The sequence below is a fragment of the Corallococcus sp. 4LFB genome, assembly GCF_046520365.1.
Classification (GTDB): Bacteria; Myxococcota; Myxococcia; order Myxococcales; family Myxococcaceae; genus Corallococcus; species Corallococcus caeni.
On record NZ_JBKGHJ010000033.1, the window covers coordinates 1 to 21634 of the forward strand.

Annotated in this window: 17 protein-coding genes and 2 pseudogenes; 7 read left to right on the forward strand and 12 right to left on the reverse strand. The window is 70.3% G+C overall.

The genetic code is table 11. The features are described from left to right. Positions 1 to 1464 (reverse strand): DEAD/DEAH box helicase (locus tag ACLEQD_RS06035; RefSeq protein WP_410382439.1); only part of this gene is annotated, 1464 nt, incomplete at its 3' end. 190 nt (positions 1465 to 1654) lie between these two features. Here ACLEQD_RS06035 and ACLEQD_RS06040 point away from each other — a divergent pair. Continuing rightward, positions 1655 to 2662 (forward strand): RNA polymerase sigma factor RpoD/SigA, encoded by a 1008-nt coding sequence (locus tag ACLEQD_RS06040; protein WP_410382441.1) that lies wholly within the window; start codon positions 1655 to 1657, stop codon positions 2660 to 2662. Between the two features lie 673 nt (positions 2663 to 3335). Here the strand turns inward: ACLEQD_RS06040 and ACLEQD_RS06045 are convergent. The 4 genes from ACLEQD_RS06045 to ACLEQD_RS06060 all read right to left on the reverse strand — a co-directional run bounded on the left by ACLEQD_RS06045 (position 3336) and on the right by ACLEQD_RS06060 (position 7444). After that, the gene (locus tag ACLEQD_RS06045) at positions 3336 to 4901 is read right to left on the reverse strand and encodes a beta-ketoacyl synthase N-terminal-like domain-containing protein (protein ID WP_410382443.1); all 1566 of its coding nucleotides are present in this window, start codon (positions 4899 to 4901) and stop codon (positions 3336 to 3338) included. A 29-nt stretch (positions 4902 to 4930) separates the two neighbouring features. After that, on the reverse strand, positions 4931 to 6406 hold the full coding sequence (locus tag ACLEQD_RS06050; RefSeq protein WP_410382445.1) for a hypothetical protein: 1476 nt from the start codon (positions 6404 to 6406) through the stop codon (positions 4931 to 4933). 81 nt (positions 6407 to 6487) lie between these two features. Then, on the reverse strand, positions 6488 to 7198 hold the full coding sequence (locus tag ACLEQD_RS06055) for a hypothetical protein (protein WP_410382447.1): 711 nt from the start codon (positions 7196 to 7198) through the stop codon (positions 6488 to 6490). Between the two features lie 27 nt (positions 7199 to 7225). After that, entirely contained in the window at positions 7226 to 7444 is a 219-nt protein-coding gene (locus ACLEQD_RS06060) for a molecular chaperone DnaJ (RefSeq protein WP_410382449.1), read from the reverse strand. A 167-nt stretch (positions 7445 to 7611) separates the two neighbouring features. Here ACLEQD_RS06060 and ACLEQD_RS06065 point away from each other — a divergent pair, with 167 nt between their 5' ends. The 4 genes and pseudogenes from ACLEQD_RS06065 to ACLEQD_RS06080 all read left to right on the forward strand — a co-directional run bounded on the left by ACLEQD_RS06065 (position 7612) and on the right by ACLEQD_RS06080 (position 11833). Then, the gene (locus ACLEQD_RS06065; protein ID WP_410382451.1) at positions 7612 to 8370 is read left to right on the forward strand and encodes a DUF4159 domain-containing protein; all 759 of its coding nucleotides are present in this window, start codon (positions 7612 to 7614) and stop codon (positions 8368 to 8370) included. Positions 8371 to 8395: 25 nt separating this feature from the next. Then, positions 8396 to 10674: pseudogene (locus ACLEQD_RS06070) on the forward strand (glutamine amidotransferase). Between the two features lie 59 nt (positions 10675 to 10733). Beyond that, complete coding sequence (locus tag ACLEQD_RS06075) at positions 10734 to 11207, forward strand: hypothetical protein (RefSeq protein WP_410382453.1); 474 nt, start codon at positions 10734 to 10736, stop codon at positions 11205 to 11207. Further along, positions 11090 to 11833, forward strand: a complete 744-nt coding sequence (locus ACLEQD_RS06080) for a PIN domain-containing protein (protein WP_410382455.1) — start codon at positions 11090 to 11092, stop codon at positions 11831 to 11833. Before ACLEQD_RS06075 ends, ACLEQD_RS06080 begins: the two co-directional genes overlap by 118 nt. A gap of 60 nt (positions 11834 to 11893) precedes the next feature. On the opposite strand, the gene ACLEQD_RS06085 is transcribed toward ACLEQD_RS06080, so the two are convergent. The 3 genes and pseudogenes from ACLEQD_RS06085 to ACLEQD_RS06095 form a co-directional block, all read right to left on the reverse strand. Then, complete coding sequence (locus ACLEQD_RS06085; protein WP_410382457.1) at positions 11894 to 12451, reverse strand: superoxide dismutase family protein; 558 nt, start codon at positions 12449 to 12451, stop codon at positions 11894 to 11896. 111 nt (positions 12452 to 12562) lie between these two features. Next, positions 12563 to 14139 (reverse strand): annotated as a pseudogene (locus ACLEQD_RS06090) (N-6 DNA methylase). Positions 14140 to 14160: 21 nt separating this feature from the next. Continuing rightward, complete coding sequence (locus ACLEQD_RS06095) at positions 14161 to 15015, reverse strand: ion transporter (RefSeq protein ID WP_410382458.1); 855 nt, start codon at positions 15013 to 15015, stop codon at positions 14161 to 14163. A 158-nt stretch (positions 15016 to 15173) separates the two neighbouring features. On the opposite strand from ACLEQD_RS06095, the gene ACLEQD_RS06100 reads away from it, so the two are divergent. Both ACLEQD_RS06100 and ACLEQD_RS06105 read left to right on the forward strand, forming a co-directional pair. Continuing rightward, positions 15174 to 15935: a hypothetical protein gene (locus ACLEQD_RS06100; RefSeq protein ID WP_410382460.1), complete on the forward strand. Its 762-nt coding sequence runs from the start codon at positions 15174 to 15176 to the stop codon at positions 15933 to 15935. A gap of 66 nt (positions 15936 to 16001) precedes the next feature. After that, a complete protein-coding gene (locus ACLEQD_RS06105; RefSeq protein ID WP_410382461.1) occupies positions 16002 to 17105 on the forward strand; it encodes an alpha/beta fold hydrolase in 1104 nt (367 codons plus the stop codon). Between the two features lie 104 nt (positions 17106 to 17209). On the opposite strand, the gene ACLEQD_RS06110 is transcribed toward ACLEQD_RS06105, so the two are convergent. The 4 genes from ACLEQD_RS06110 to ACLEQD_RS06125 all read right to left on the reverse strand — a co-directional run bounded on the left by ACLEQD_RS06110 (position 17210) and on the right by ACLEQD_RS06125 (position 21633). Continuing rightward, positions 17210 to 18835: a sodium:solute symporter family transporter gene (locus tag ACLEQD_RS06110; RefSeq protein ID WP_410382462.1), complete on the reverse strand. Its 1626-nt coding sequence runs from the start codon at positions 18833 to 18835 to the stop codon at positions 17210 to 17212. 12 nt (positions 18836 to 18847) lie between these two features. Then, a complete protein-coding gene (locus ACLEQD_RS06115) occupies positions 18848 to 19126 on the reverse strand; it encodes a DUF485 domain-containing protein (protein WP_410382463.1) in 279 nt (92 codons plus the stop codon). A 75-nt stretch (positions 19127 to 19201) separates the two neighbouring features. Further along, positions 19202 to 20305 carry a hypothetical protein gene (locus ACLEQD_RS06120; RefSeq protein ID WP_410382465.1) on the reverse strand — a complete coding sequence of 368 codons (1104 nt, stop codon included), beginning with the start codon at positions 20303 to 20305 and terminating at the stop codon, positions 19202 to 19204. Between the two features lie 221 nt (positions 20306 to 20526). Beyond that, entirely contained in the window at positions 20527 to 21633 is a 1107-nt protein-coding gene (locus ACLEQD_RS06125; protein ID WP_410382467.1) for a serine hydrolase domain-containing protein, read from the reverse strand. Between the last annotated feature and the right edge of the window lies 1 nt (position 21634).

Consider the following 21634-nt stretch of genomic DNA (forward strand, 5'->3'; position numbering starts at 1 on the left):
CTCGCGGTCGCGCTCGCGGTCCTTGCCCCGGCGCTCCACCGGCTTGCGCTGCTCCACCGGCTCGCGCTTCTCCGTCTCCCCGGCGGCCTGGGCCTTCTCCATGCGCAGGCGGCTGAAGTAGTACTTGATGAGGAAGGCGATGAGGTCGTCCGCGTCCGGGCGCTGCTTGAGCTGCGAGGCCAGGGGCAGGAAGCCCTCGAAGATGCTGGAGCCCATGCCCTCGCGCAGCTCGCGCAGGTGGCGCTCGGTCCACAGGTGCATCGCCTCTTCGGGGGCGGGCATCTCGCGCATCTCGAACTTGATGCCGAACTTCTTCTCCAGCACGGTGAACGTCGCCAGCTCGCGCCCGGAGAAGAGGTTGATGGCCGTGCCCTTGTTGCCGATGCGGCCCGTGCGGCCCACGCGGTGCAGGTAGACGGCGGGGTCCTCCGGCAGGGAGTAGTTGATGACGTACTCCAGCCCGGAGATGTCGATGCCGCGCGCCGCGATGTCCGTGGCGACCATGAAGGCCACCTCGCCGCGCTTCACCTTGCCCATCACCCGCTCGCGCTCCTTCTGCGGCAGGTCTCCGTTGAGCAATTCCGCGTCGAAGCCGTTGCGGTTGAGCACCGCGGTCACCAGCGCCGTGTCATCCCGCGTGTTGCAGAAGATGATGGCGTTGGAGGGCTCCTCCTTCTCCAGGATGTAGATGAGGTTGCGCGGCTTGGGGAACTGATCCGACACGTCGTAGCGGATGTGGTGGATGTGCTCCACCGTGAAGACGTCGCCGGACAGCAGCAGCGTCTCCGCGTTCGTCGTGTAGCGCGCGATGAGGTTCTGGATGTCCGTGGGGACGGTGGCGCTGAAGAGCAGCACCTGGCGCGTCTTCGGAAGACGGTCGAGGATGCGCGTCACCTCCTCGTAGAAGCCCTGGTTCAGCATCTCGTCGGCTTCGTCGAGGATGGCGTGGTCGCAGCCGTCCAGCTTCAGGTTGCCGCGGTTGATGTGGTCGAAGACGCGGCCCGGGGTGCCCACGATGATGGGCGTGCCCTCTTCCAGCGCGTCCTCCTGCTGCTTCATGGAGGCGCCGCCGTAGATGGCCGCCACCTTCACGCCCTTGTACTTGGCCAGGGTGGTGAGCTCCTCCGCCACCTGGAGCGCCAATTCGCGCGTGGGGCAGAGGATGAGGGCGCGCACGCGCTTCTCGTCCGCGGGGATCTTCTCCAGCAGGGGCAGGCCGAAGGCGGCCGTCTTGCCCGTGCCCGTCTTGCTGCGGACGATGAGGTCCTTGCCCGCCATCGCGGGGCCGAAGGCCTTGGCCTGGACGGGGGTGGGACTGGTGTAGCCGCGCTCCGCCAGCGCGCGGCGGAGGGGCTCGGAGAGGTTCATTTCTTCGAAGCTGATGTCCGCGATGTACTCGCCGGGACGCGTCGTGGCTTCGTCAGGCGCCGGGGCTCCCGGCGTGGGCTCTTGGATGTCGCTCATCGGGCATGGGCATAGCCCCTGCATTACCCTCTGGCAACAATCGCGGCACTTTGGGGTATGGAGCGCGCATGGCGAATGGGAGGAAGAGAACCAATGGACCGGCCGCCCCCCGGCCCCGCGCGAAGCGTCCCGCGGCCTCCGCCCGGCCGGAGGCGCCCGGGAGACCGCCCCAGGCGCTCCGGAGGAAGAGGTGGAGGAAGCCGCCCAGGACCCGGATGCCCTGGAGCCGGACCTGGCGGAGCTGAACGAGGCGGAGGCGGAAATCGAGGAGGTGGCCACCCCGGCCCGTCCGGTGAGGCCCGCCACCCTGGTGAAGGCGGAGGGCGCCGCCATCACCAACAGGGACCCCCTCCAGGCCTACATGGCCGAGGTGACGCGCCACCCCCTGCTCACCCGGGAGGAGGAGCACCGGCTGGCCAAGGAGTACCAGGCGACGGGGGACGTGCGGGCGGCCTACCGCCTGGTGGCCTCCAACCTGAGGCTCGTGGTGAAGCTGGCCCACGAGTACCACCGCAACCCCCTGTCGCTGCTGGACCTGGTGCAGGAGGGCAACATCGGGCTGATGCAGGCGGTGAAGAAGTACGACCCGGACCGGGGCGTGAAGCTCAGCTCCTACGCCGCCTGGTGGATCCGCGCCTACATCCTCCGCTACATCATGGACAACTGGAAGATGGTGAAGCTGGGGACCACCGAGGCCCAGCGGAAGCTCTTCTTCAAGCTGCGCCAGGAGCAGGAGAAGCTCGTCTCACAGGGCTTCGAGGCCAGCCCGCGCCTGCTGGCGGAGCGGCTCAACGTCTCCGAGCAGGACGTGGTGGAGATGGACCAGCGGCTGGGGCACGACGAGATGTCGCTCGACGCGCCGCTGGGCAACGACGGGGACTCGGGCGCCACGCGGGCGGACCGCTACCTGCCGTCCAGCGCGGTGCCCGCCGACGAGCGGCTGGGCAGCGAACAGTTGAAGGCCCTCTTCCGGGAGAACCTCAACGCCTTCGCCCAGACGCTGGAGGGCAAGGAGCGCTACATCTTCGAGCACCGCCTCACCGCGGACGAACCGCTCACGCTCCAGGACATCGGCGACAAGTACGGCGTCAGCCGCGAGCGCGCCCGGCAGATTGAAGCGGCCCTCATCAACCGGATGCGCGAGTTCATGCGCGAGCGCATCCCGGACTTCGACATGGTGGCGGTGCCCAAGGGCTGACAGGCGGCCGTGGCCTCCAGGGGGTGGGGGCGCGGGGCGGGGGAGGGCCGCGCTAGGATGGGCGGCCTCCACACCCCACTGCTTCCCGTCCGGGAGCTCGTCCCCCATGCGCCAACTGCTTCGCGCGGCCCCGTTGTGGGCCCTGACCCTGTCCGCCGTCCTCTTCACCGGTTGCGCCGGCCACCAGCGCGACAACTACCTCCGCGACCGCACCGCGACCGTCGCCTACGAGCAGCCGCTCGCGCAGCTGTGGCCGGAGGTGAAGGCCATCATGGACGCGCGCGGCTATTCGTGGCGCGAGCTGCAGAACCAGTACGTGCTGGAGACGGAGTGGCTGGACTCCGGCGGCGGCACGCTGGGGCCCACGTCCTCCACGCGCTACCTCATCGAGGGGCTCACCCTGGCGGATGGCCGGGTGGTGCTGCGCGCGCTGCGCACGGACCGCGTGCAGCAGTCCGTGGCCGTCAGCTACGCCACCGACAAGGGCGGCGGCAGCGCGTCCACCGGCGGCCTGGCGGACCCCAACGGCGTGGGGCGCAGCGCCAGCGGCCTGGCCCCGGAGCAGAAGGCCAGCTACCGCGACCTGGAGTTGGAGCTGGAGTTCTTCCGCAAGCTCAACCCGAAGGGCGCCTCGCCCTGGAGGCCGAGGCGTCCGCGAAGTACCCGTAAGGGGCTACTTCCAGGGCCGGGAGATGATGCAGGCGTTGATGCCGCCCACGCCCATGGACAGCTTGCCCGAGCACCCCTCGGGCGCCGCCACTTCCTGGTTGAAGACGAAGCGGCCGTGCACCTTGGCGATCTGCTTGTTGAGCTCCGGCGCGGCCAGCGGCGTGGGGAACACCTTGCCGGCTTGCGCGCCCAGGTACTGCGCCGTGAGCTCCCAGCCGCCGCCCGCGGACATGCCGTGGCCGAAGGTGCCCTTGCGCGCGGTAATCAGCACGGACTCCGGCAGCACGTCGCGCAGGTTCTGCACCTCCAGGAAGTCGCCCGGGGTGGCGGTGGCGTGCAGGTCCCAGCTGCCCACGTCCTGGGGCTGACAGCCCGCGGCGTCCAGCGCGTCGCGGATGGCCAGGGTGGGGCCTTCCTTGGACGGGGTGATGATGTGGTCCGCGTCCGCGGTGACGCCCACGGCCACGGGCTCCAGGCCCAGCGCCTTGAAGCCCTTCTGCGTGAAGTACTCGTAGTCGCCCACCACCCACACCACCGCGCCGCCGGCGATGTGCGTGCCGCGCAGGGCGGTGAGGGGCTTGGACACGGCGGCGTCCGCGGAGATGACGCGCGCGTTGTAGAAGCCGCCCACCACCAGCGGGTTGGGCGCCGCGTCCGTCATGCCCAGCACGACGGCCTTCGCCTCACCCAGGCGGATGGCGTTCATGGCCAGCTTCAGGCCGTAGCCGAAGGACGAGCACGCGGCCACCGGCGCGAACGTCATGCCGGTAATCTGGCCCAGCATGGACACCTGGGACGCGGGCGTGTTGTGGATGTTCCACAGCACGTTGGAGGACACGGCGTTCCACGGCGGCTCGGGCGCGTTCCACTTCTTCTGCAGGCGCCCGTTGCGCGTGCGCTTCTCCTTGATGACGGCCAGCTTGGCGGACTCCACGTCGCCCTCGTCGGGCACGCCAATGGCTTCAATCTCGCGCAGCTCCTCCAGGTACTCGCGCAGCTCCGGCGAGCGGGCGGCCCAGAAGTGCCACCAGTCGTCCTCCGCCTTGTCGCGCTCCACCTCTTCAATCGTGGAGGGCGCCGGGGGCAGGCCCGGCAGGGGCTCGCGCGTCTCACGCCACTCGCGCAGGGCGCCGTTCCTCTCCGGGGAGGCCCAGAAGCGGTCCCACCGGCGCTGGGCGCGGTAGAGGTCCAGGGAGATGTGCTGGATGGTGGGCAGGTCCCCCAGGCCGGTGCCCACGTAGACGTGGGCCTTGGTGCCCAGCGCCTGGAGCTCTTTTTCAATGCCCGGGTTCTGCGCGAGCGACTGGATGAAGGCGCCGATGGCGTACTGCGTGGGCTGCCCCATCTTCCGCTCCAGCTGGGAGAAGCGGTTGGCGGGGAAGCGCGCGTCAATCCAGGGCTTGTAGTCCGCCAGGTTGAACGTGGGCGTGCCGACGAGGAAGTTGTCCGGACCGAAGCCGTTGAAGGGGGTCAGCCAGGTCTCGGACGACTCGAGGTTCTTCGCGAAGGCCTCGATGTTGGGGGAACGCGGGGCGACCACGCCCCAGCCGAAGATTCCGACTCTGCGCACGGGTGTTTCCTCCGCCGCCCGGGGGAAGGCTACAGCGGCTGGATCTTGAGGTTGTCGAAGTGGACGCGCGTCTGCCATCCGGAGAAGCCGAAGTACTGGTTCCGGGGGCCGTAGAGGGGGGACGCGTCCTGGAGGGTGAGGAAGGGCTTGCCGTCCACTTCCCACGACAGGAGTCCATCCCGCCGGGTGATCTTGAAGTGGTAGTGCTGGCCGGGCACCACCGCGGCGCCGTCGCGCACGGCGCGGTCGTTGGTGTGCTCGTGCTGGCGCGCGATGATGGACTGGGTGTTGCGCCAGCCGCCGAAGATGAAGACGTAGCCGGTGGCGGTGTACTGCAGGCGCGGGTCACCCGCGTAGAAGGAGCGGCCGTCGCCCCACGCCTCCACCTTCATGTCGCCGTCCGGGCTGTCACTCCAGGCGTCGAACTCGATGACGGCGTTCTCCGGGAGGGGCTTCTTCAGCCACACCGGGCGGTTGCCCACGTTCTGCACCACGAGCGCCCCGTCCTCCAGCTTCACGGCGGAGGGGTTGGTGACGTTCCACGCGTCACCCAGCGTGGCGCGGTTGAAGTCGTCCTCGGAGGGGCCCGGGGGCAGGGTGGGCTCCTGCTTCACCGCCATGGTGGCGGGCATGGAGTCCGGCGTGCCGACGCGCAGGTTGTCGAAGAAGAGCTGGGACTCCCAGCCGGACAGCCCCAGCCGGTCGTGGCCCTGGCCCTTGAAGGGGAACGGGTCGTCCAGCTCCGCCACGAGCTGCCCGTCGATGGCCCACCTGAGCACGTTGCCGCGCCGCTCGATGCGCCAGTGGTACGTGCGGCCGGACTGGATGGGGGCGCCCACGCGGGACTCCACGCGCACCGCCGTGTCCCTCTTGAAGACGCCGGTGGCGACGAGGTCCGCGCCCTGGCCGCCGCCCTTCTCCGCGATGCGCGCGGCCCTGCGCTGGAGCACGTCCAGCGAGGGGGCGTTGATGTCGCGCCGGGCGATGACGGACAGGCTGTTGTTCCACCCGCCCTGCACCAGCACGTAGCCGGAGGCCGGGTCGCGCCCGTTGCCGAACAGCTCCACGCGGATGTCGCCCTCGGGGTACTCCGGGCGCACGTCGAACTCCACCGCCACGTCGTCCGGCAGCACGGCCTGGAGCCACAGCGGGTTGTTCTTGGGCGCGGGGCCCAGGAGCTCCCCGTTCGTCACCCGCCAGTAGGCGCCGGTGGAGAAGAAGTCGCGCGCGACGACGCCCGGGTCGTTGAAGGCCTGCTGGTAGGGCACCGTCGCGGTGACGTCCGCCTGGCCGCGCAAGAGCGCGTAGTGGATGAGCGGGAGCTGGATGAAGGCGACGGCGCCGGCGAGGACGGCCCAGCCCTTGCGGCCCATGCCGGCGGGCTTGCGCCACGCTTCATGGGGCACGGTGGGCTGGGAGGCCTCCGGGGAAGACGGGACGGTGGCCGCCGGGGGCGACCCTTCCTGCTTCTGCGTGTCCTTGTCCTTGCGGCTGGCCTGGCCCATCGATGCTCGAGGAAGGGGAGGGGAAAGCCGGCGGAATCTACGCTCCGGCCCCCCCGGCGTAAAGGATTGCCGGGACAGGGGTTACTTGACCCCCCAACGCTTCTCGAGCGCCTGCTGCTCCGCCAGGCGCTGCTTCAGCCGCTGCTTCTCCGCCTTCTGTTGATCCGACTCATCGTCCGAGGGGCGCACGGCGAGCTGGTACACGCTGCCCGCCAGGGCGAAGAGGAGCGCGGCGATGATGACGCCCCAGGGCCGGCTGGCCACCGCCTCCACCACGCCCCCAACCTGGTGCAGCGCCGCGAGCGCGCCAATCACCAGCAGCCACGCGCCCACCGCCGACGCGACGATGCCGCTCACCTGCCGGTGGAGGACGGCGCCCACCAGGCCGCCCACGATGAAGCCCGGCCCGAAGCCGAGCAGGAAGTCGCTGGGCCCGGCGATCTGCCCCGCCAGAAGCCCCAGCGGCACGCCCACGCCCACGAAGGTGACGGCGGGCGGGAAGAGGAAGCCCAGCGCCATCAGCGCCGCGGCCGCCAGGGTGGGCAGGCGCGGATCCAGGTCCGCTCCCAGGTTGAGCCGCTGGGTGACGGCGCCCGTCCACACCAGGCCCAGCACCGCGCCCACCGGCCCCGCCACCGCGCGGAACAGCTTGCCGCCCCCCGCGAGCAGCAGCACCAGCCCGGCGAGCGCCACCACCACGCCGACCCACATGGGCAGCAGCCGGTAGATGCCCACCCAGCCGGAGGGGTTGAAGGACTGGTACGACTTGAGCGCCTGGAGGAAGCCTTCCATGACGCGCCATCCTAGCGGCAATGGCCGTCAGGAATAGCGGGTCAGGGCGAGCCCCAGCAGCACCGCCAGGATGACGGCGCCCAGGAGCGCGTACCCGTACAGGGCGCGGGGCGTGGCGGTGGAGCGCAGCAGGTCCTCCGCCCGCTCACGGTCTTCCGGGGACGGGCTGCCCGCGAGGATGCGCTCGGCGTCCTTCCGGGCACCGGCCACGTCACCGGCGTCCTTGCGGGCCCAGGCGGCGCGCACGTCGTCAGCGCCAGGAGAGTGGGGAGCCGAGCCGGGAGCCGGGCCGGGCGCCGGGCCCGGAGCGTCGGGTCCGCCGGGTCCGCCGGACTCCGTCTGTCCGCCTTTCGCCATGGCGCGCGTCTATACCAGGGAATGCAGGCACCCGCCGACGGTATAAGCGGGTCCCCATGCCCGTGCGGTCCCTCTCCCGTCGAAACCTGCTCCTCGCCACGTCCGCGCTCGTCCCGCTGCTGTCCCGGCGTGCGGCCGCCTTCGGTGAGAAGAGCCGCTTCATCCCCGCCGTGGCCCGGCACGGGGGCCGCTGGGACGTCCGGCTGTCGGGCCTGCGCCGGCTCGCGTGGGAGCTGCAGCGGCGCACCTCCGTGGAGGTCATCCCGGACGCGCGCCCGTTCGCGCTGAGCAGCCCGGACCTCTTCGAGTACCCCTTCCTCTACTTCGGAGGGGACGGGGCCTTTCCCGCGCTGAGTGACGCGGAGGTGTCCAACCTGCGCCGCTACCTCACGTACGGCGGCTTCGTGTTCGGGGACGCCAACGACGGCAGCGACGGGGACGGCTTCGACGCCAGCTTCCGCCGGGAGATGGCGCGCGTGCTGCCGCAGAGCCCGCTGAAGGAGGCGCCGGGGACGCACGTCGTCTTCAAGTCCTTCTTCCTGCTGGACGCGGCGCCGGGGCGCCTGTTGCACAAGCCGCTGCCGCTGGTGGCGAGCCTGGGCAAGCGCGCGGCGGTCATCTATTCGCAGAACGACGTGGCGGGCGCGTGGAGCCGCAGCGAGTCCGGCGACTACGAGTTCGACGTGTCCCCCGGCGGCGAGCCGCAGCGCGAATTGGCCATCCGCCTGGGCATCAACCTGTGCATGTACGCGCTCTGCCTGGACTACAAGGACGACGCCGTGCACCTGCCCCTCATCCTCAACAAGCGGCGCTGACGGACCTCCCCGAGCGCACGACCGAATGAACTCCCCGTCCTTCAACGCGTGGAAGCTCGTCAGCCTGTCGCCCCTGCCCGTCTGGGCGCTGGTGCTGCTGGGCGTGGGGCTGGTGCTGGGCATCGCGCTGGCGGCGTGGGGCGTGCGCCGCGAGCCGTCCCGGGGCCGCAAGCTGCTCCTGTGGGGCCTGCGCCTGGGCGCGGGCGTGGCGGCGTTCTTCTTCCTCCTGGAGCCCGGCATCCGGCACCTGCAGGTGGCGCGGATGAAGAACCGGGTGGCGGTGCTGGTGGACCGCAGCGCGTCCATGAACTTCCCGTCGGAGCCGGGCGGGCCCACGCGCAGCGCGCAGGTGGCCGCGTTCCTGGAGAAGGCGGCGCCCACGTTCGCGTCCTGGCAGGACCGCTTCACGGTGGAGGTGTACGGCGTGGATCCGGAGCTCGCTCCGGTGACGGCCGCGCAGCTCTCCCAGGAGCCGGCGCGGGCGGGCACGACGACCTGCTCGCGGCGCTGCGGGCCGCGGGGTCCGGCGGGCAGGGGTCGCGCAAGCTGTCCGGCGTGCTCCTGTTCAGCGACGGCGCGGACAACACGGAGCTGAAGGCCGGCGCGGTGGGCCGGGCGCGGGCCGCGCTCGCGGACCTGGGCGTGCCGGTGTCCACGTTCCTGGTGGGCCAGGAGGCGCTGAAGGACCTGTCGGTGGAGGGGCTGAAGGTGGATGACTTCGCCTTCGTGCGCAACTCGCTGACGGTGGAGGTGGAGATCCACGGGCGCGGGTTCTCCGGGCAGGACATCCCCGTCGTCTTGAGCCAGGAGGGCAAGACGGTGGCGAGCAAGCTGGTGCGGATGACCACCGCCGACGACGTGAAGCCGGTGGCCTTCACCTTCACGCCGGACCAGACGGGGCGGTTCGTCTACACGGTGACGGTGCCCACGTTCCCGGATGAGGCGGTGAGCGAAAACAACAGCCGCTCGTTCACGTTGAAAGTCATTCGCGACCGCGTGCGCGTGCTGCTGGTGGTGGGCCGGCCGTCGTGGGACGAGCGCTTCCTGCGCGGGCTGCTCAAGCAGGACGCGAACGTGGACCTGGTGTCGTTCTACATCCTGCGCACGCTGTCGGACGACCCGGGCGTGTCGAACGAGCGGGAGCTGTCGCTCATCCCGTTCCCCATGGAGGAGATCTTCGACACGAAGCTGCACACGTTCGACGTCGTCATCTTCCAGAACTTCGGTTACTCGGATCCGTCGCTGTCCATCGCGGAGTACGAGCGCAACCTGGAGCGCTACATCCACGAGGGCGGCGCGTTCGTGATGATTGGCGGCGACAGCGTGCTGGGCGAAGGGCGCGCGGCGATGCCCACGCTGATGGAGGCGCTGCCGGTGGAGGCGGCGGGGCCCGCGAACGCGGAGCCGTTCAAGCCGCGGCTCACGCCGGAGGGCCTGCGGCATCCGGTGACGTCCATTGGCACGGGCGCGGCGAGCACGGAGGGCACGTGGGGGGAGCTGGCTCCCATTCCGGGCGCGAACCTGACGCGGGCGCGGCCCGGGGCGACGGTGCTGATGGACCACCCGTTCCTGACGGTGGACGGGAAGAACGCGCCGCTCGTGTCGGTGTGGGACTACGGGCGGGGCCGGGCGATGGTGGTGGCGACGGACGCGACGTGGTCGTGGGCGTTCACGTCGCACCGGGACGGCTCTCCGAACCGGGCGTATGACCGCTTCTGGGGCAATGCGCTGCGCTGGCTGGTGCGGGACCCGGACCTGACGACGCTGAAGGTGACGGCGGATCCGCCGTCGGTGGAGCCGGGGCGTCCGGTGGGCGTGGTGGTGCAGGCGCGGATGGCGGACTACCAGCCGGCGGAGGGCGCGCAGGTGCGCGTGGAGCTGTTCTCCGTGGCGACGCAGAAGCCGGTGGCGGTGCAGACGGGCACGACGGGCGCGGACGGCGTGGTGCGGGTGGAGTTCGCGCCGCCGGCGCCGGGGCCGTACAAGCTGCTCGCGTCTGCGAAGAAGGGGGAGACGGACCTGGGCAAGGGCGAGGACGCGGTGGCGGTGCGCGCGGTGGGCCCGGAGCTGTCGGACGCGTCGGTGCGGCCGGAGCTGATGGAGCAGATCGCCAGCGTCACGGAGGGCAAGGCGTTCAAGCTGCCGCGGGACGGGATGCCGGACGTGCCGCTGTTGGATCCGCCGGTGGTGGAGGTGGGGCGCGCGAAGGACCAGCCGCTGTGGGACCGCTGGTACTACCTGGTGGCGCTCATCGCGCTGCTGGGCGCGGAGTGGTTCGCGCGGCGGCGGTTCGGGTACGTGTAGCCGGAGACGTCCCGGCAGTCTCATTGCCGCCGTGTCAGAGGGCTCCTTACGATGGAGGAATGATGCATTCGTCCTCGGGCTCCGACACGCATGGCCGGTCCCGCTTCGACTTCGCGGTGTATGACCGGACCGGGCGTCTGAGGGCGCAGATCGAGGCGCGGGCCCACCCGCGCGCCACGCGCTCCTGGGCGAAGCAGTTCTGGCTCGATCTGGAAGAGATGGAGCTGCGCCCCACCGCGGAGTTGTTCGTGCTGGTCACGCCGCTGCGGCTTTTCATCTGGGAACTTTCCAAGGTGAAGACCGGCACACCCACGCGGACACTGGATGCGAAGGAAATCCTGGCCCCGTACTTCACGCGTGCCGAGATTCTCCCCACCGAAATCAATCCGGCTGCCTTCGAGATGCTCGTGTCCTGGTGGCTCAACGACCTGACCTCGAAGCAAAGGATGAGCTCGGGCCCGTCTTCGTTGACCCGAACAGGATTGCTCCAGGTGCTGTCGGATGGAGAGGTGGTTTGGGGGGCGGTGGATTGAGGGTTTTCGTTGAGACGAACTTTGTCCTGGAGATGGCTTTCGAGCAGGCACAGGTCCAGGCCTGCGAAGCGGTGGTCCGGCTTGCCGAATCAGGCACCATCCAACTGGTCATCCCCGCCTTCTGCTTCATCGAGCCGGCGGAGACGCTGCGCCGCCGGGCACATGCGCACATGCAGCTGCAAAAGCAGCTGGAGGAGGAGCTGCGGAATCGGCGGCATGCACCGGGCTTCTCCGACGCCCAGTTCATGGCGTGGAAGACGGTCATCAGCTCGTTGGTGAAGAACACCCAGGACGCGGATGCACGGGTGAAGTCGATTCGCTCCCGACTCCTCCAGTGCTCGGACAGCGTTCCGGTCAGCAGCGAGGTTCTTTCCCGCGCGGAGGCATTCCAGGGTGAAGACTTCGCGCTCCACTTCTCGGATGCGGTGGTGCTCGCGTCCGTGGTGAGCCGGTTGGAGGATGCTCCCCTGTCCTCTCGGGGCTCGTTCTTCCTGAACCGCAACAAGAGCGACTTTGCTTCAACCCCAGTCAAAAGCGCGCTGAAGCAACGGCACTGCGAGTTGAAGACGACGTTCGATGGAGGCCTGGAAGCGATTCGAGACGTGCTCGACGCGGCTGCCAGCTGAATCACCGGCCGGGGAGGCCCGCCCTGCTGACAGCGCGAGCCTCTCCCGTGCCGGAAGTGACTACTCCGACTTCTCCACCACGCCGCAGGCGATGCGGCCGCCGGCGTCGCCGGTGGGGTCGGTGTGGTAGTCGTCCTGCTTGGCGTGCACCATGACGGCGGAGCCGTCCTTGTCGAGCAGTGACTTCACCTTCAGGTCAGCGATGAAGACGTCGAAGCGCACCTTGCCGTCCTGGGGGACGTAGAGGTTCGGCATGTCGCCGGCGTGCTGACCCTTGGGCGACAGCGCGCCGTGGTGCTTCTTCGTCGGGTTGAAGTGGCCACCCGCCGTCTTGAAGTCCGGCGCCTCGCACTTGCCCGTCTCGTGGATGTGGAAGGCGTGCTCGCCCGAGGGCAGGTTCATCAGCATGCCCTTCACCAGCACGCCCTTGGGCGCCTGCTCCAGCGTCACCTCGCCCACGTCCTTGCCCTGCGCGTCCTTCAGCATCGCCTTCACCGTCGCGCCCTTCTTGGGCGCGGGCTTCATCCCCGCGTCCGCGGGGGCCGGCGTCCCGGCGTCCTGGGCCAGGGCGGGCGTGGAGAGGAGGGCGGCGGCAACCAGCAGGGGGCGGATCGTCATGTCTTGGAAACTCCAGGAAAGGGCTTACGCAGCGGCGCGGGACACTACCCGCCGCAGGCCCTGCTCGCTGCGGAATGTCCACCCCGGCGCGCGCCCGGTGATGGGGAGTCATCACTCCGGCAGCGGCCCGTCCAGGGGCACCGGCACCACCCGGGAAGCTCCGAACGCGGGCGCCCACACCCGCTGCACCGCCGTCCCGTTCAGGAAGCGCATCACCGCGCGGAACGCCGCCTCCGGGCCGCCCAGCCCTTCCGCCCAGGCGCTCCCCCGGGGCGACAGGTTCGGCACCAGCGGGCCCAGGGCGTCGCGGGACGTCGCGCCCCTCGTGATGCCCAGGCCTTCATCCCGGATGCGCTGGGGCACGTACAGCGGCGCGAACCGCGCGTGGCGGTGGTCGTGCACGCAGCCGGGCTCCTCCAGCAGCGCCGCGGACAGGGGCCGTTCGCGCACGTTGAACAGCAGCTTCACCGCGTCCTGGTGCGGATCATACGGACCGCGCAGCCGGTGGTCGCCCCGGGGAATCAGCCGCCGGTCCAGGTAGCAGAACGCCTTCGCCTCCGGCGGCAGCGCGCCCCGGTGCCTCGCGCCGCCGTAGCGGAAGAACGGGCGCACGTGGCTTGCGTCCACCTCCAGCGCGGGCCCCTGCTTCAGCGCGCGCAGCTTGGGCAGCAGCGCGGGCTCCAGGCGGTGCTCCCGCGCGAAGTCCTCCAGCGTGTCCTGCGTCGCGGCGCAGAAGGCGTGCAGGCGCGCGAGCAGCCGCTCCCGGTCCGCGTCCACCAGCAGCTCGTCGAAGCGCGTCTTCACCCCGGGCAGGCTCACCGGGATGAGCGTGGTGAGCAGCTCGCCCCGCGCCCGCCAGTCCGCGTCCAGCGCCGCGGCCTCCCTCGCGATGGGGGCGAGCCGCCACTCGGGGGGCTCGGGCGTGAAGCACTGGCCCACGCCCTTGTGCTCGTAGCGGGGCGCGGGGGCGTCCGCGCCGGAGCGGGACGTCCACACCGTGATGCACGTGCGCACCTGCGTGCCCGTGAAGATGCCCGGGCCCAGGTCCACCACCTCGCGCAGGTGCAGCGCGTCCAGCAGCGCGTGGCGCAGCGGCGCGTAGATGAACGACTCCAGCAGGCTCGCGGGCGTGATGAAGGCCAGCACTCCCGGGCGGACCGTCAGCCGCTTCATGGCGACGAGGAGGAAGAACGCGAAGTCGTCGCGGAGGCTCGTGCCCGGCGGCATCGCCAGCGGCACCAGGGCGCGCAGCCGCGCGTAGCAGGCCGCGTCCTTGAGCACCGCGGACGTGCCGTTGTAGGGCGGGTTGCCACCCATAACTCCGCGTGCCCCTCCGGCGTCCCCGCGAGCAGCGGCTCCAGCCCGCCCCGGAGCGCGTCCCCCACGCGCACGTCCGCGCCCGGCACGCGGGCCTGGCACAGGCGGGCCACGCCGGCCTCCAGCTCCAGGCCGCACAGCCTCGCGTCCGGACGGTGCCGCGCGGCGGCGGCGAGGAAGGCCCCCGCGCCACAGGCCGGGTCCACCACCGTGAGCGGCCCGTCACCCAGGTGCGACAGCGCGAGCGCCAGCGTGCGCTCCACGATGGGCGCGGGCGTGTAGAACGCGCCCACCGCCTTGCGGTCGATGCCGGGGAACTGGTGGACCAGCCGTTCCTCGTCCAATTCGGGCGTGTCGAGGGCGCGGGCCATGCCCGGCCATCCTAGACGGATTCACCCGGTGGGCCGCGAGGGGGCCCAGTACAAGGACGTGCCGCAGCGTTTGCAATAGCGCGCATCCAGGTCATGACCCTGTGCGCCACAGCCCGGGCAGGCCTGCGTGTCCACGGGCTGACGCGTGGCGGCGGCGAGCTCCACCGACACGATGCCCGTGGGCACCGCGATGATGCCGTAGCCCATCACCATCAGGATGGACGCGATGAACTGCCCCAGCACCGTCTTGGGCGTGATGTCCCCGAAGCCTACCGTCGTCATCGTCACGATGGCCCAGTACATGGACCGGGGGATGCTGTCGAAGCCGTGCGCCTCGCCCTCCACCATGTACATGACCGCGCCCATGATGACGTCGATGCTCAGCACCGTGCCCAGGAAGACGATGATCTTCGGGCGGCCGGCGCGCAGCGCCGTGAGCAGCACCTCCGCCTGCCCCAGCAGGTGCCCCAGCTTGAGGATGCGGAAGACGCGCAAGAGGCGCAGCACGCGGATGACCAGCAGCGTCTGCGCCCCGGGGAACAGCACGCTCAGGAACGACGGCAAGAGCGCCATCAGGTCCACGACGCCGAAGAAGCTGCGCGCGTAGTGCAGCGGCTGCCGCACCGCGATGAGGCGCAGCACGTACTCCAGCGCGAAGAGGACCGTGAAGACCCACTCGGCGGTGTGCAGCAGCGGGCCATGCCCCGCGCGCACCTGCGCGACGCTCTCCAGCATCACCGCCACCACGCTGAACACGATGGCCCAGAGCAGGGCGATGTCGAACGCCCTGCCCGCCGGGGTGTCCGCCTCGAAGATGATGGTGTGCAGGCGGGCACGGAAGCCGCTCGGGGGGCTCTGTTCGGACGGGCGGTTCACAGGCCGCGCAGCTTAGACGCAATCCCCCGCGCGCCCGCCCCCGGAACGTTCACCAGCACCGCCGGCCCTGGACCGGAGGGCCACGTTGCCTCCACGGGCTTCCGGGGCCACCGTTCCTGGCTCCCCGAGGCCGGGGCGCGGAGGTCTTCCGGCGCGCGATGCGAATCGTCGAGATGATGCCCACGTGGGCGCTCGCCCTGGGGGTGATGGCGCTGCTCTTCCTGAGCCTGGAGTTCGGCTACCGGCTCAGCCACCGCAGGCAGGGGCTCGACGACGTGTCGGCGCTCCAGGCCTCGGTGCTCGGCCTGGTGGCGCTGCTGCTCGCTTTCTCCTTCTCCATGGCCTCGGAGCGGTACACCCTGCGCCGCGACCTGGTCGTGAAGGAGGCGAACGCCATTGGCACGCTCTACCTGCGCTCGAGCTTCCTCCCGGAGCCCACGCGCGGTGAGATGAAGGCCCGGCTGCGCCGCTATGTCGATGTCAGGCTCAATGGGTACGCGGACGCGAAGGACCCGGAGCGCTTCGCGCAGTGGCTGCGGGAATCGGATGCGCTCCAGGCGCAGCTCTGGTCGCTGCTGGAGGCGGTGGCGGCAGGGACCCCGACCGCGGTCCTGAATCTCACCACCGAGGCCCTCAACAACGTGCTGGACGTCTCCGCCGAGCGCCTGGAGGCGTCCCGCAACATCATCCCGGACACCATCTTCGTCCTGCTGCTCATCGGAATGCTCGGCTCGGCGATGCTGCTGGGCTTCCGGCCGGACACGCGAAATCGAGGGGGGCTGCCCTGGGTCATCTTCGTGGTGATCCTCACCGCCGTGATGTTCACCCTGGTGGACCTGGATGTTCCCCTGCGCGGGAGCATGCGCTCGGATCAGCGACCGCTGCTCGAGCTTCAGCAGCAACTGCGCTCCCATCCATGAGGCGCCCGGCGCTCCTGCGTGCCCCGGGCCATGCAATCGGCCTGGAGGCCCGTCCGTTCAAGGGGCATGCGGACCCTGAAAGACACCTCGAAGCGCGCCACCCTCTGCCTGCTGGGCCTGTCACTCGCGGCCCTCCCGGCCGCCGCGGAGCCAGCCCCCGCGCCGCAGGCGGTCATGCGCGAGGCCCGCCGCAGCGTGCTCACGGACGGCATCGAGAAGGCGGAGGCCGTGCGCATCGGCGGCATCGACCAGTGGATCTCCGTGCGGGGACGCCACAAGGACAACCCGCTGCTGCTCTTCCTGCACGGCGGGCCGGGCTTCACCGCGCTGCCCACCGCGTACTTCTACCAGGGCGAATGGGAGGAGTACTTCACCGTCGCGCACTGGGACCAGCGCGGCGCGGGCAAGACGTACGCCCTCAACCCGCCGGACAAGGTGCGCCCCACCATGACGGTGGACCGCATGGTCGCGGACGCGGAGGAGGTGGCCGCGTACCTGCGCAAGACGTACGGCAAGAAGCGCATCGTGCTCGTGGGCCACAGCTGGGGGACGGTGCTGGGCGTGAAGCTCGCGCAGAAGCACCCGGACTGGTTCGACGCCTACGTGGGCATCGGCCAGGGCGTGGACATCCCGAGGAACGAGGTCCTGGGCTACGAGGCCACGCTCGCCGCGGCGAGGGCGGACGGCAACGCGAAGGCCATCGCGGACCTGGAGTCCATCGCCCCGTTCCCGGACCCCAAGGACCCCTCGCGCACGCTGGCCAACCTGCACAAGGAGCGCCGCTGGCTCATGCACTATGAGACGCACGGCTGGCGCGCGCCGGATTGGCACGGCGCGGAGGTGTGGCGCTACAGCCCGGACGTCACCGACAAGGACATGCAGGCGCGCGACGAGGGGCTGGACCTGAGCCTCGCGGCGTTCTGGGGGCCCATCACCCAGCTGAACCTCACCAAGGCGAACCGCTTCGCGCTGCCCGTCGTCTTCTTCCACGGCCGGCATGACCGCACCACGTCCGCGCAGCTCCTGGACGCGTGGTACGCCACCGTCCAGGCGCCGTCGAAGAAGCTCGTCTGGTTCGAGGACTCCGCGCACATGGTGCACGAGGAGGAGCCCGGCAAGGTGCTCGTCCACCTGGTGCAGGACGTGCTCCCGCTCACGCGCGGGAAGTAGTCACGGGGAAGAAGAAGGGCGGAACCCGAGCCCCTTTGGAAACTCCCGGGTTCCGCCCTGTCCTCCACGCCGAGGAAGAAACCGTGGAGGACGGCCGAGCAGCCTCAATCCTTTTGGGGCGCCTCCGGGACGCCCGGGGGCACCGAGCCCGCGACGCCGGTGGGGACCGTCACGGGCGGGGGCACCCCCGCGCCCACGTGCATGCGGTGCTCCACCTCCGCGAACCGCCGCGACGCCTCCGCCTCCGGTGACAGCAGGGACACCACCCAGCCGACGACGAAGGACAGCGGGAGGGTGACGATGCCCGGGTTCTTCAGCGGGAAGAGCGCGGACGCGTTGCCCAGCAGGTCCACCTGCACCGTGGGCGACAGGAAGATGAGCAGCACCGCGCTGAGGGAGCCCGTCAGCATGCTGGCCACCGCGCCCTTGGTGGTGAAGCCCTTCCACAGCATGGACAGGAGCAGCGCGGGGAAGTTCGCGCTCGCCGCGATGGCGAACGCCAGCCCCACCATGAAGGCCACGTTCTGGTTCTTGAAGAGGACGCCCAGGAGGACGGCCAGGATGCCCAGGAGCAGGCTGGAGATGCGCGCCACCTTGAGCTGCTCCGCCTCCGGCGCGTGCCCCTTGCGCACCACGCTGGACCACAGGTCGTGGGACAGCGCCGCCGCGCCCGACAGCGTCAGGCCCGCCACCACCGCGAGGATGGTGGCGAAGGACACCGCGGAGATGAAGCCCAGGAAGCCCGTGCCGCCCACGGCCTCCGCCAGCATGGGCGCGGCCATGTTGCCGCCCTTGTCCACGCCGATGATGGCCTGACGGCCCACCAGCACGGACGCGCCGAAGCCCAGGATGAACGTCACCAGGTAGAAGAAGCCGATGAGGCCCGTGGCGTAGAAGACGCTGGTGCGCGCCGCCTTCGCGTCCGGCACCGTGTAGAAGCGCATCAGGATGTGCGGCAGGCCCGCCGTGCCGAACATCAGCGCCACGCCCAGGGAGACGGCCTCCAGCGGGTTGGACACCAGCTTGCCCGGCGCCAGCGCCTCCGGCCCGTAGCGGTTCGCCGCCTCGCGGAAGAGGGCCGTGGGGCTGAAGCCGAACGGGTAGAGCACCGCGCCCGCCAGCGCCGTCGCGCCGCCCAGGAGCAGCACCGCCTTGACGATTTGCACCCACGTCGTGGCGATCATCCCGCCGAACAGCACGTAGAGGATCATCACCGCGCCCACGATGACGACGGCCGTCTCGTAGGAGAGGCCGAACAGCAGGCGGATGAGGTTGCCGGCGCCCACCATCTGGGCAATCAGGTAGAAGACGACGACGGTGAGCGTGCCCACCGCGGCGGACAGGCGCACCGGGGTCTGCTTCAGCCGGTAGGCCACCACGTCCGCGAAGGTGTACTTGCCCAGGTTGCGCAGGGGCTCCGCGACGAGGAAGGTCACCACCGGCCAGCCCACCAGCCAGCCCACGGAGTAGATGAGCCCGTCGAAGCCGGACGTGGCCACGAGCCCCGCGATGCCCAGGAAGCTGGCGGCGCTCATGAAGTCACCGGCCAGCGCGAAGCCGTTCTGCGCCGCGCTGATGCCGCCGCCGGCGGCGAAGAACTCGGAGGTCGTCTTGGTCTTGCGCGCGGCCCAGTACGTGATGGCCAGCGTGATGCCGACGAAGAGGAGGAAGAAGAGGATGGCCGTGGTGTTGGGCTGGCCAATCCGCGTGCCCGCGGTCGAGGGATTCATGGGGGGCCTCTCTCAGCGGCGCAGTTCGTCGAGCGCGCGGTCGTACTTGCGATTCGCCCACAGCATGTAGACACCCGTCAGCACCCAGGCGAGCAGGATGGTGAGCGCCCCCAGCACGATGCCGACGGACAGCCCGGGCACGAGCTGGTGCCCCATCAGCGGCCGGTTGAACGCCACGAGCAGGATGAAGCCCAGGTAGGCGACGAGCATCGCCACCGTCAGCGCGCCGGCCACGCGCCAGCGCCTCGCGGCCAGCGCCTTCAGCAGGTCGTCCTTCGAATTGCCATCCATCGGTGCGCTCCGGTGGGTGAGGAGGGATGTGGCGAAGGGCACGCCTTCAGTGGCGCGGGGCCATGGGGGGCGTCCTCAGTAGAAGAGCTGGAGCTGCGCGGTGCCGGTGATGCCCGTGGTCGCGCGGGCGATGTCCCCGGCGCGCGACACGGCCACCTCCGTCTTCAGGTTGAAGGTGTGCTTCTGGAACCAGAGGTTGAGGCCGGGCCGGAACGTGAGCAGGTCCTGCGCGGCCACGCGTCCGTTGAAGTACTCGGTGGTGAGGACGGGCTCGATGATGCCGATGCGGTAGCCCAGCTCCACGAAGAAGCCGGTGCCGCTGCGCACGTTGTCGAAGCCCTGCTGCCAGGAGAAGACGTTGCTCTGGAGGACGAACTCCTGGTCGTCGCCCACGGGCACGTCCAGGAACACGTCCGCCGCCAGGGCCACCGCGTCGTGCACGCCGGAGGCGGTGGCGATGGCGGAGTACTGGTAGTCCCCGGCCACGCCGAACGACAGCAGGGGCTGGTCCGTGAAGTAGATGCCCCGGAGGAATGGGTCGTACTCGTGGCCCCAGACGTTGTAGCGCACCGTGCCCACCGCGCGCGGCAGGTCGTCCGGGTTGACCACCTGCCCGTTCTCCAGCTTCGCGCCCTCCACGCCGTTGAGGATGGCGGCGCGGTACGCCCACGGGCCCGCGAAGCCGCGCACCTGCACGCCCATGTCGCGCCACACCTTGCCCACGCCTGGCGGGTAGCGGATGAGGTCGGAGTGGTAGTCCACCGTGTGGAGCGCGATGGCGCCCTGCAGCGCGTGGTGCGACAGCGGCGCGAGGATGAAGCCCGCCTCCACCCACGTCTTGTCGGCGAACTCGTACGCGACCGTGGCGTCCTGGATGTAGAAGGCGGGGCTGTAGTCGCCGTTCTTGCCGAAGTTCGGCTGGTCCGTGTCGATGAAGAACGACAGCTTCTTCGTGATGGAGCCGAAGACGAGCAGCCGCACGCGGCGCAGGAAGAAGTCCGTGCCCACGCCGCCCGTGGGCGCGCCGTCCTTCACGAGCTGCATCTGCGGATGCAGCAGCACGTCCACGTTGAGGACCGCGTCGTCGCCGAGCTGAATCTTCCCCGCCGCCGCCGGCAGCGCGGTCAGCAGGGCCGTGAGCACCAACAACCGCGACAGGGCATGGGGCAGGGGGCGCATGGGTCCCCATCCCCTGAGCAACGCGCGTTCCACCCGCGTGCACCCCGGGTTTCAGGACCTTGGGGGTTGGCTCGCCGCGTCAGGGTGTGGCGGAAGGTGACAGGGCGTTACCCCCCGTAACGATTCGTGCAGCGCGTCGTAACACCCGAGTCACACCGGTCCCCGCGACGAGACAGGGGCCACGCGGCGCGTCAGCGCGCGTGGCCCCTGCCCGTGCCGGCTCAGGCTTCCGCGCCGTCGTCGGGGGCGATGCCCGCGTCCGCGTCGTCCTCCGCATCCGGTGGATGGATGGGCGCCTGGAGCCCCGCGGCCTCCAGGAGGATGCGCCGGCCCACGGCGGGCAGCTTGACGCCCGTGGTCGGGTGGCCGTTGGTGAGGAGCACCACCGCCGCGGCGTGTCCGGGCAGGAAGCCCACCCACGCCACGAAGCCGCTGTTGCCGCCGGCCTTGCTCAGCACCTTCACGCCGCCGCCCGCGTCGGTGATGTACCAGCCCAGGCCAATGGACTGACGCGCGGAGATTTCGAAGTGCGGCGTGTGCGCGAGCTTCATCGCGCGGTAGGTGAGCAGCGGCATGGTGGGCACGCGGAAGAGGTTGCCCTCCAGGAAGCGCAGCATGTCCGACGCGGTGGAGTTGAAGCCCACGCCCCGGTAGCCCAGCTGCTTGCCCCGGGTGGTGTAGCCCTGGGCGATGCGTTCGGGGCGGATGCCGGTGAGGTCCACGCGCGTGTCACGCATGGCGAACGGCTCCTGGATGTCCGTGGCGAACAGCTCCGGGTAGCTGCGCCGCGCGGCCAGGGTGGTGGTGAAGCCTTGCGTCACCTCGCTCACGTTGGAGTAGCTGTAGTGCGTGCCCACGCGCGTCTCCGGGTTGAAGCGTGTCCAGAAGTCGAACATCTCCGGAGGCGGCACCTCTCCCCGGTACAGCGCGCCCGCCGGCTGGCCCGGCACGTTGGCGCCGGGCATGCCCGCCGTCATGGTGCCCAGCGCCTGGGGCGTCACCTGCCGGATGACGGTGCCCTGCTGGCGGACCTCTCCCGGGAGGAAGCGGGTGATCTGATCCGTCAGCGCCATCTTCCCCTCCACGATGCGCGCGGCGGCGAGCGTGTTGGTGAAGACCTTCTGCACGGAGCCGATGAGGAACAGCGTGTCCTCGAACACCGGCCGCTGGGCAGCGCGGTCCGACAGGCCTGCGACGTAGCTGGCGCGCACGTCGCCGACGGACACCGCCGCCGACACGCCAATCTCCGTCTGCGTGCCCAGGTAGTCCTTCATGGCCGCCGCGATGAGCTGCTTCAGTCGCGCGGGGTCCTGCGCTGGAATGGTCATG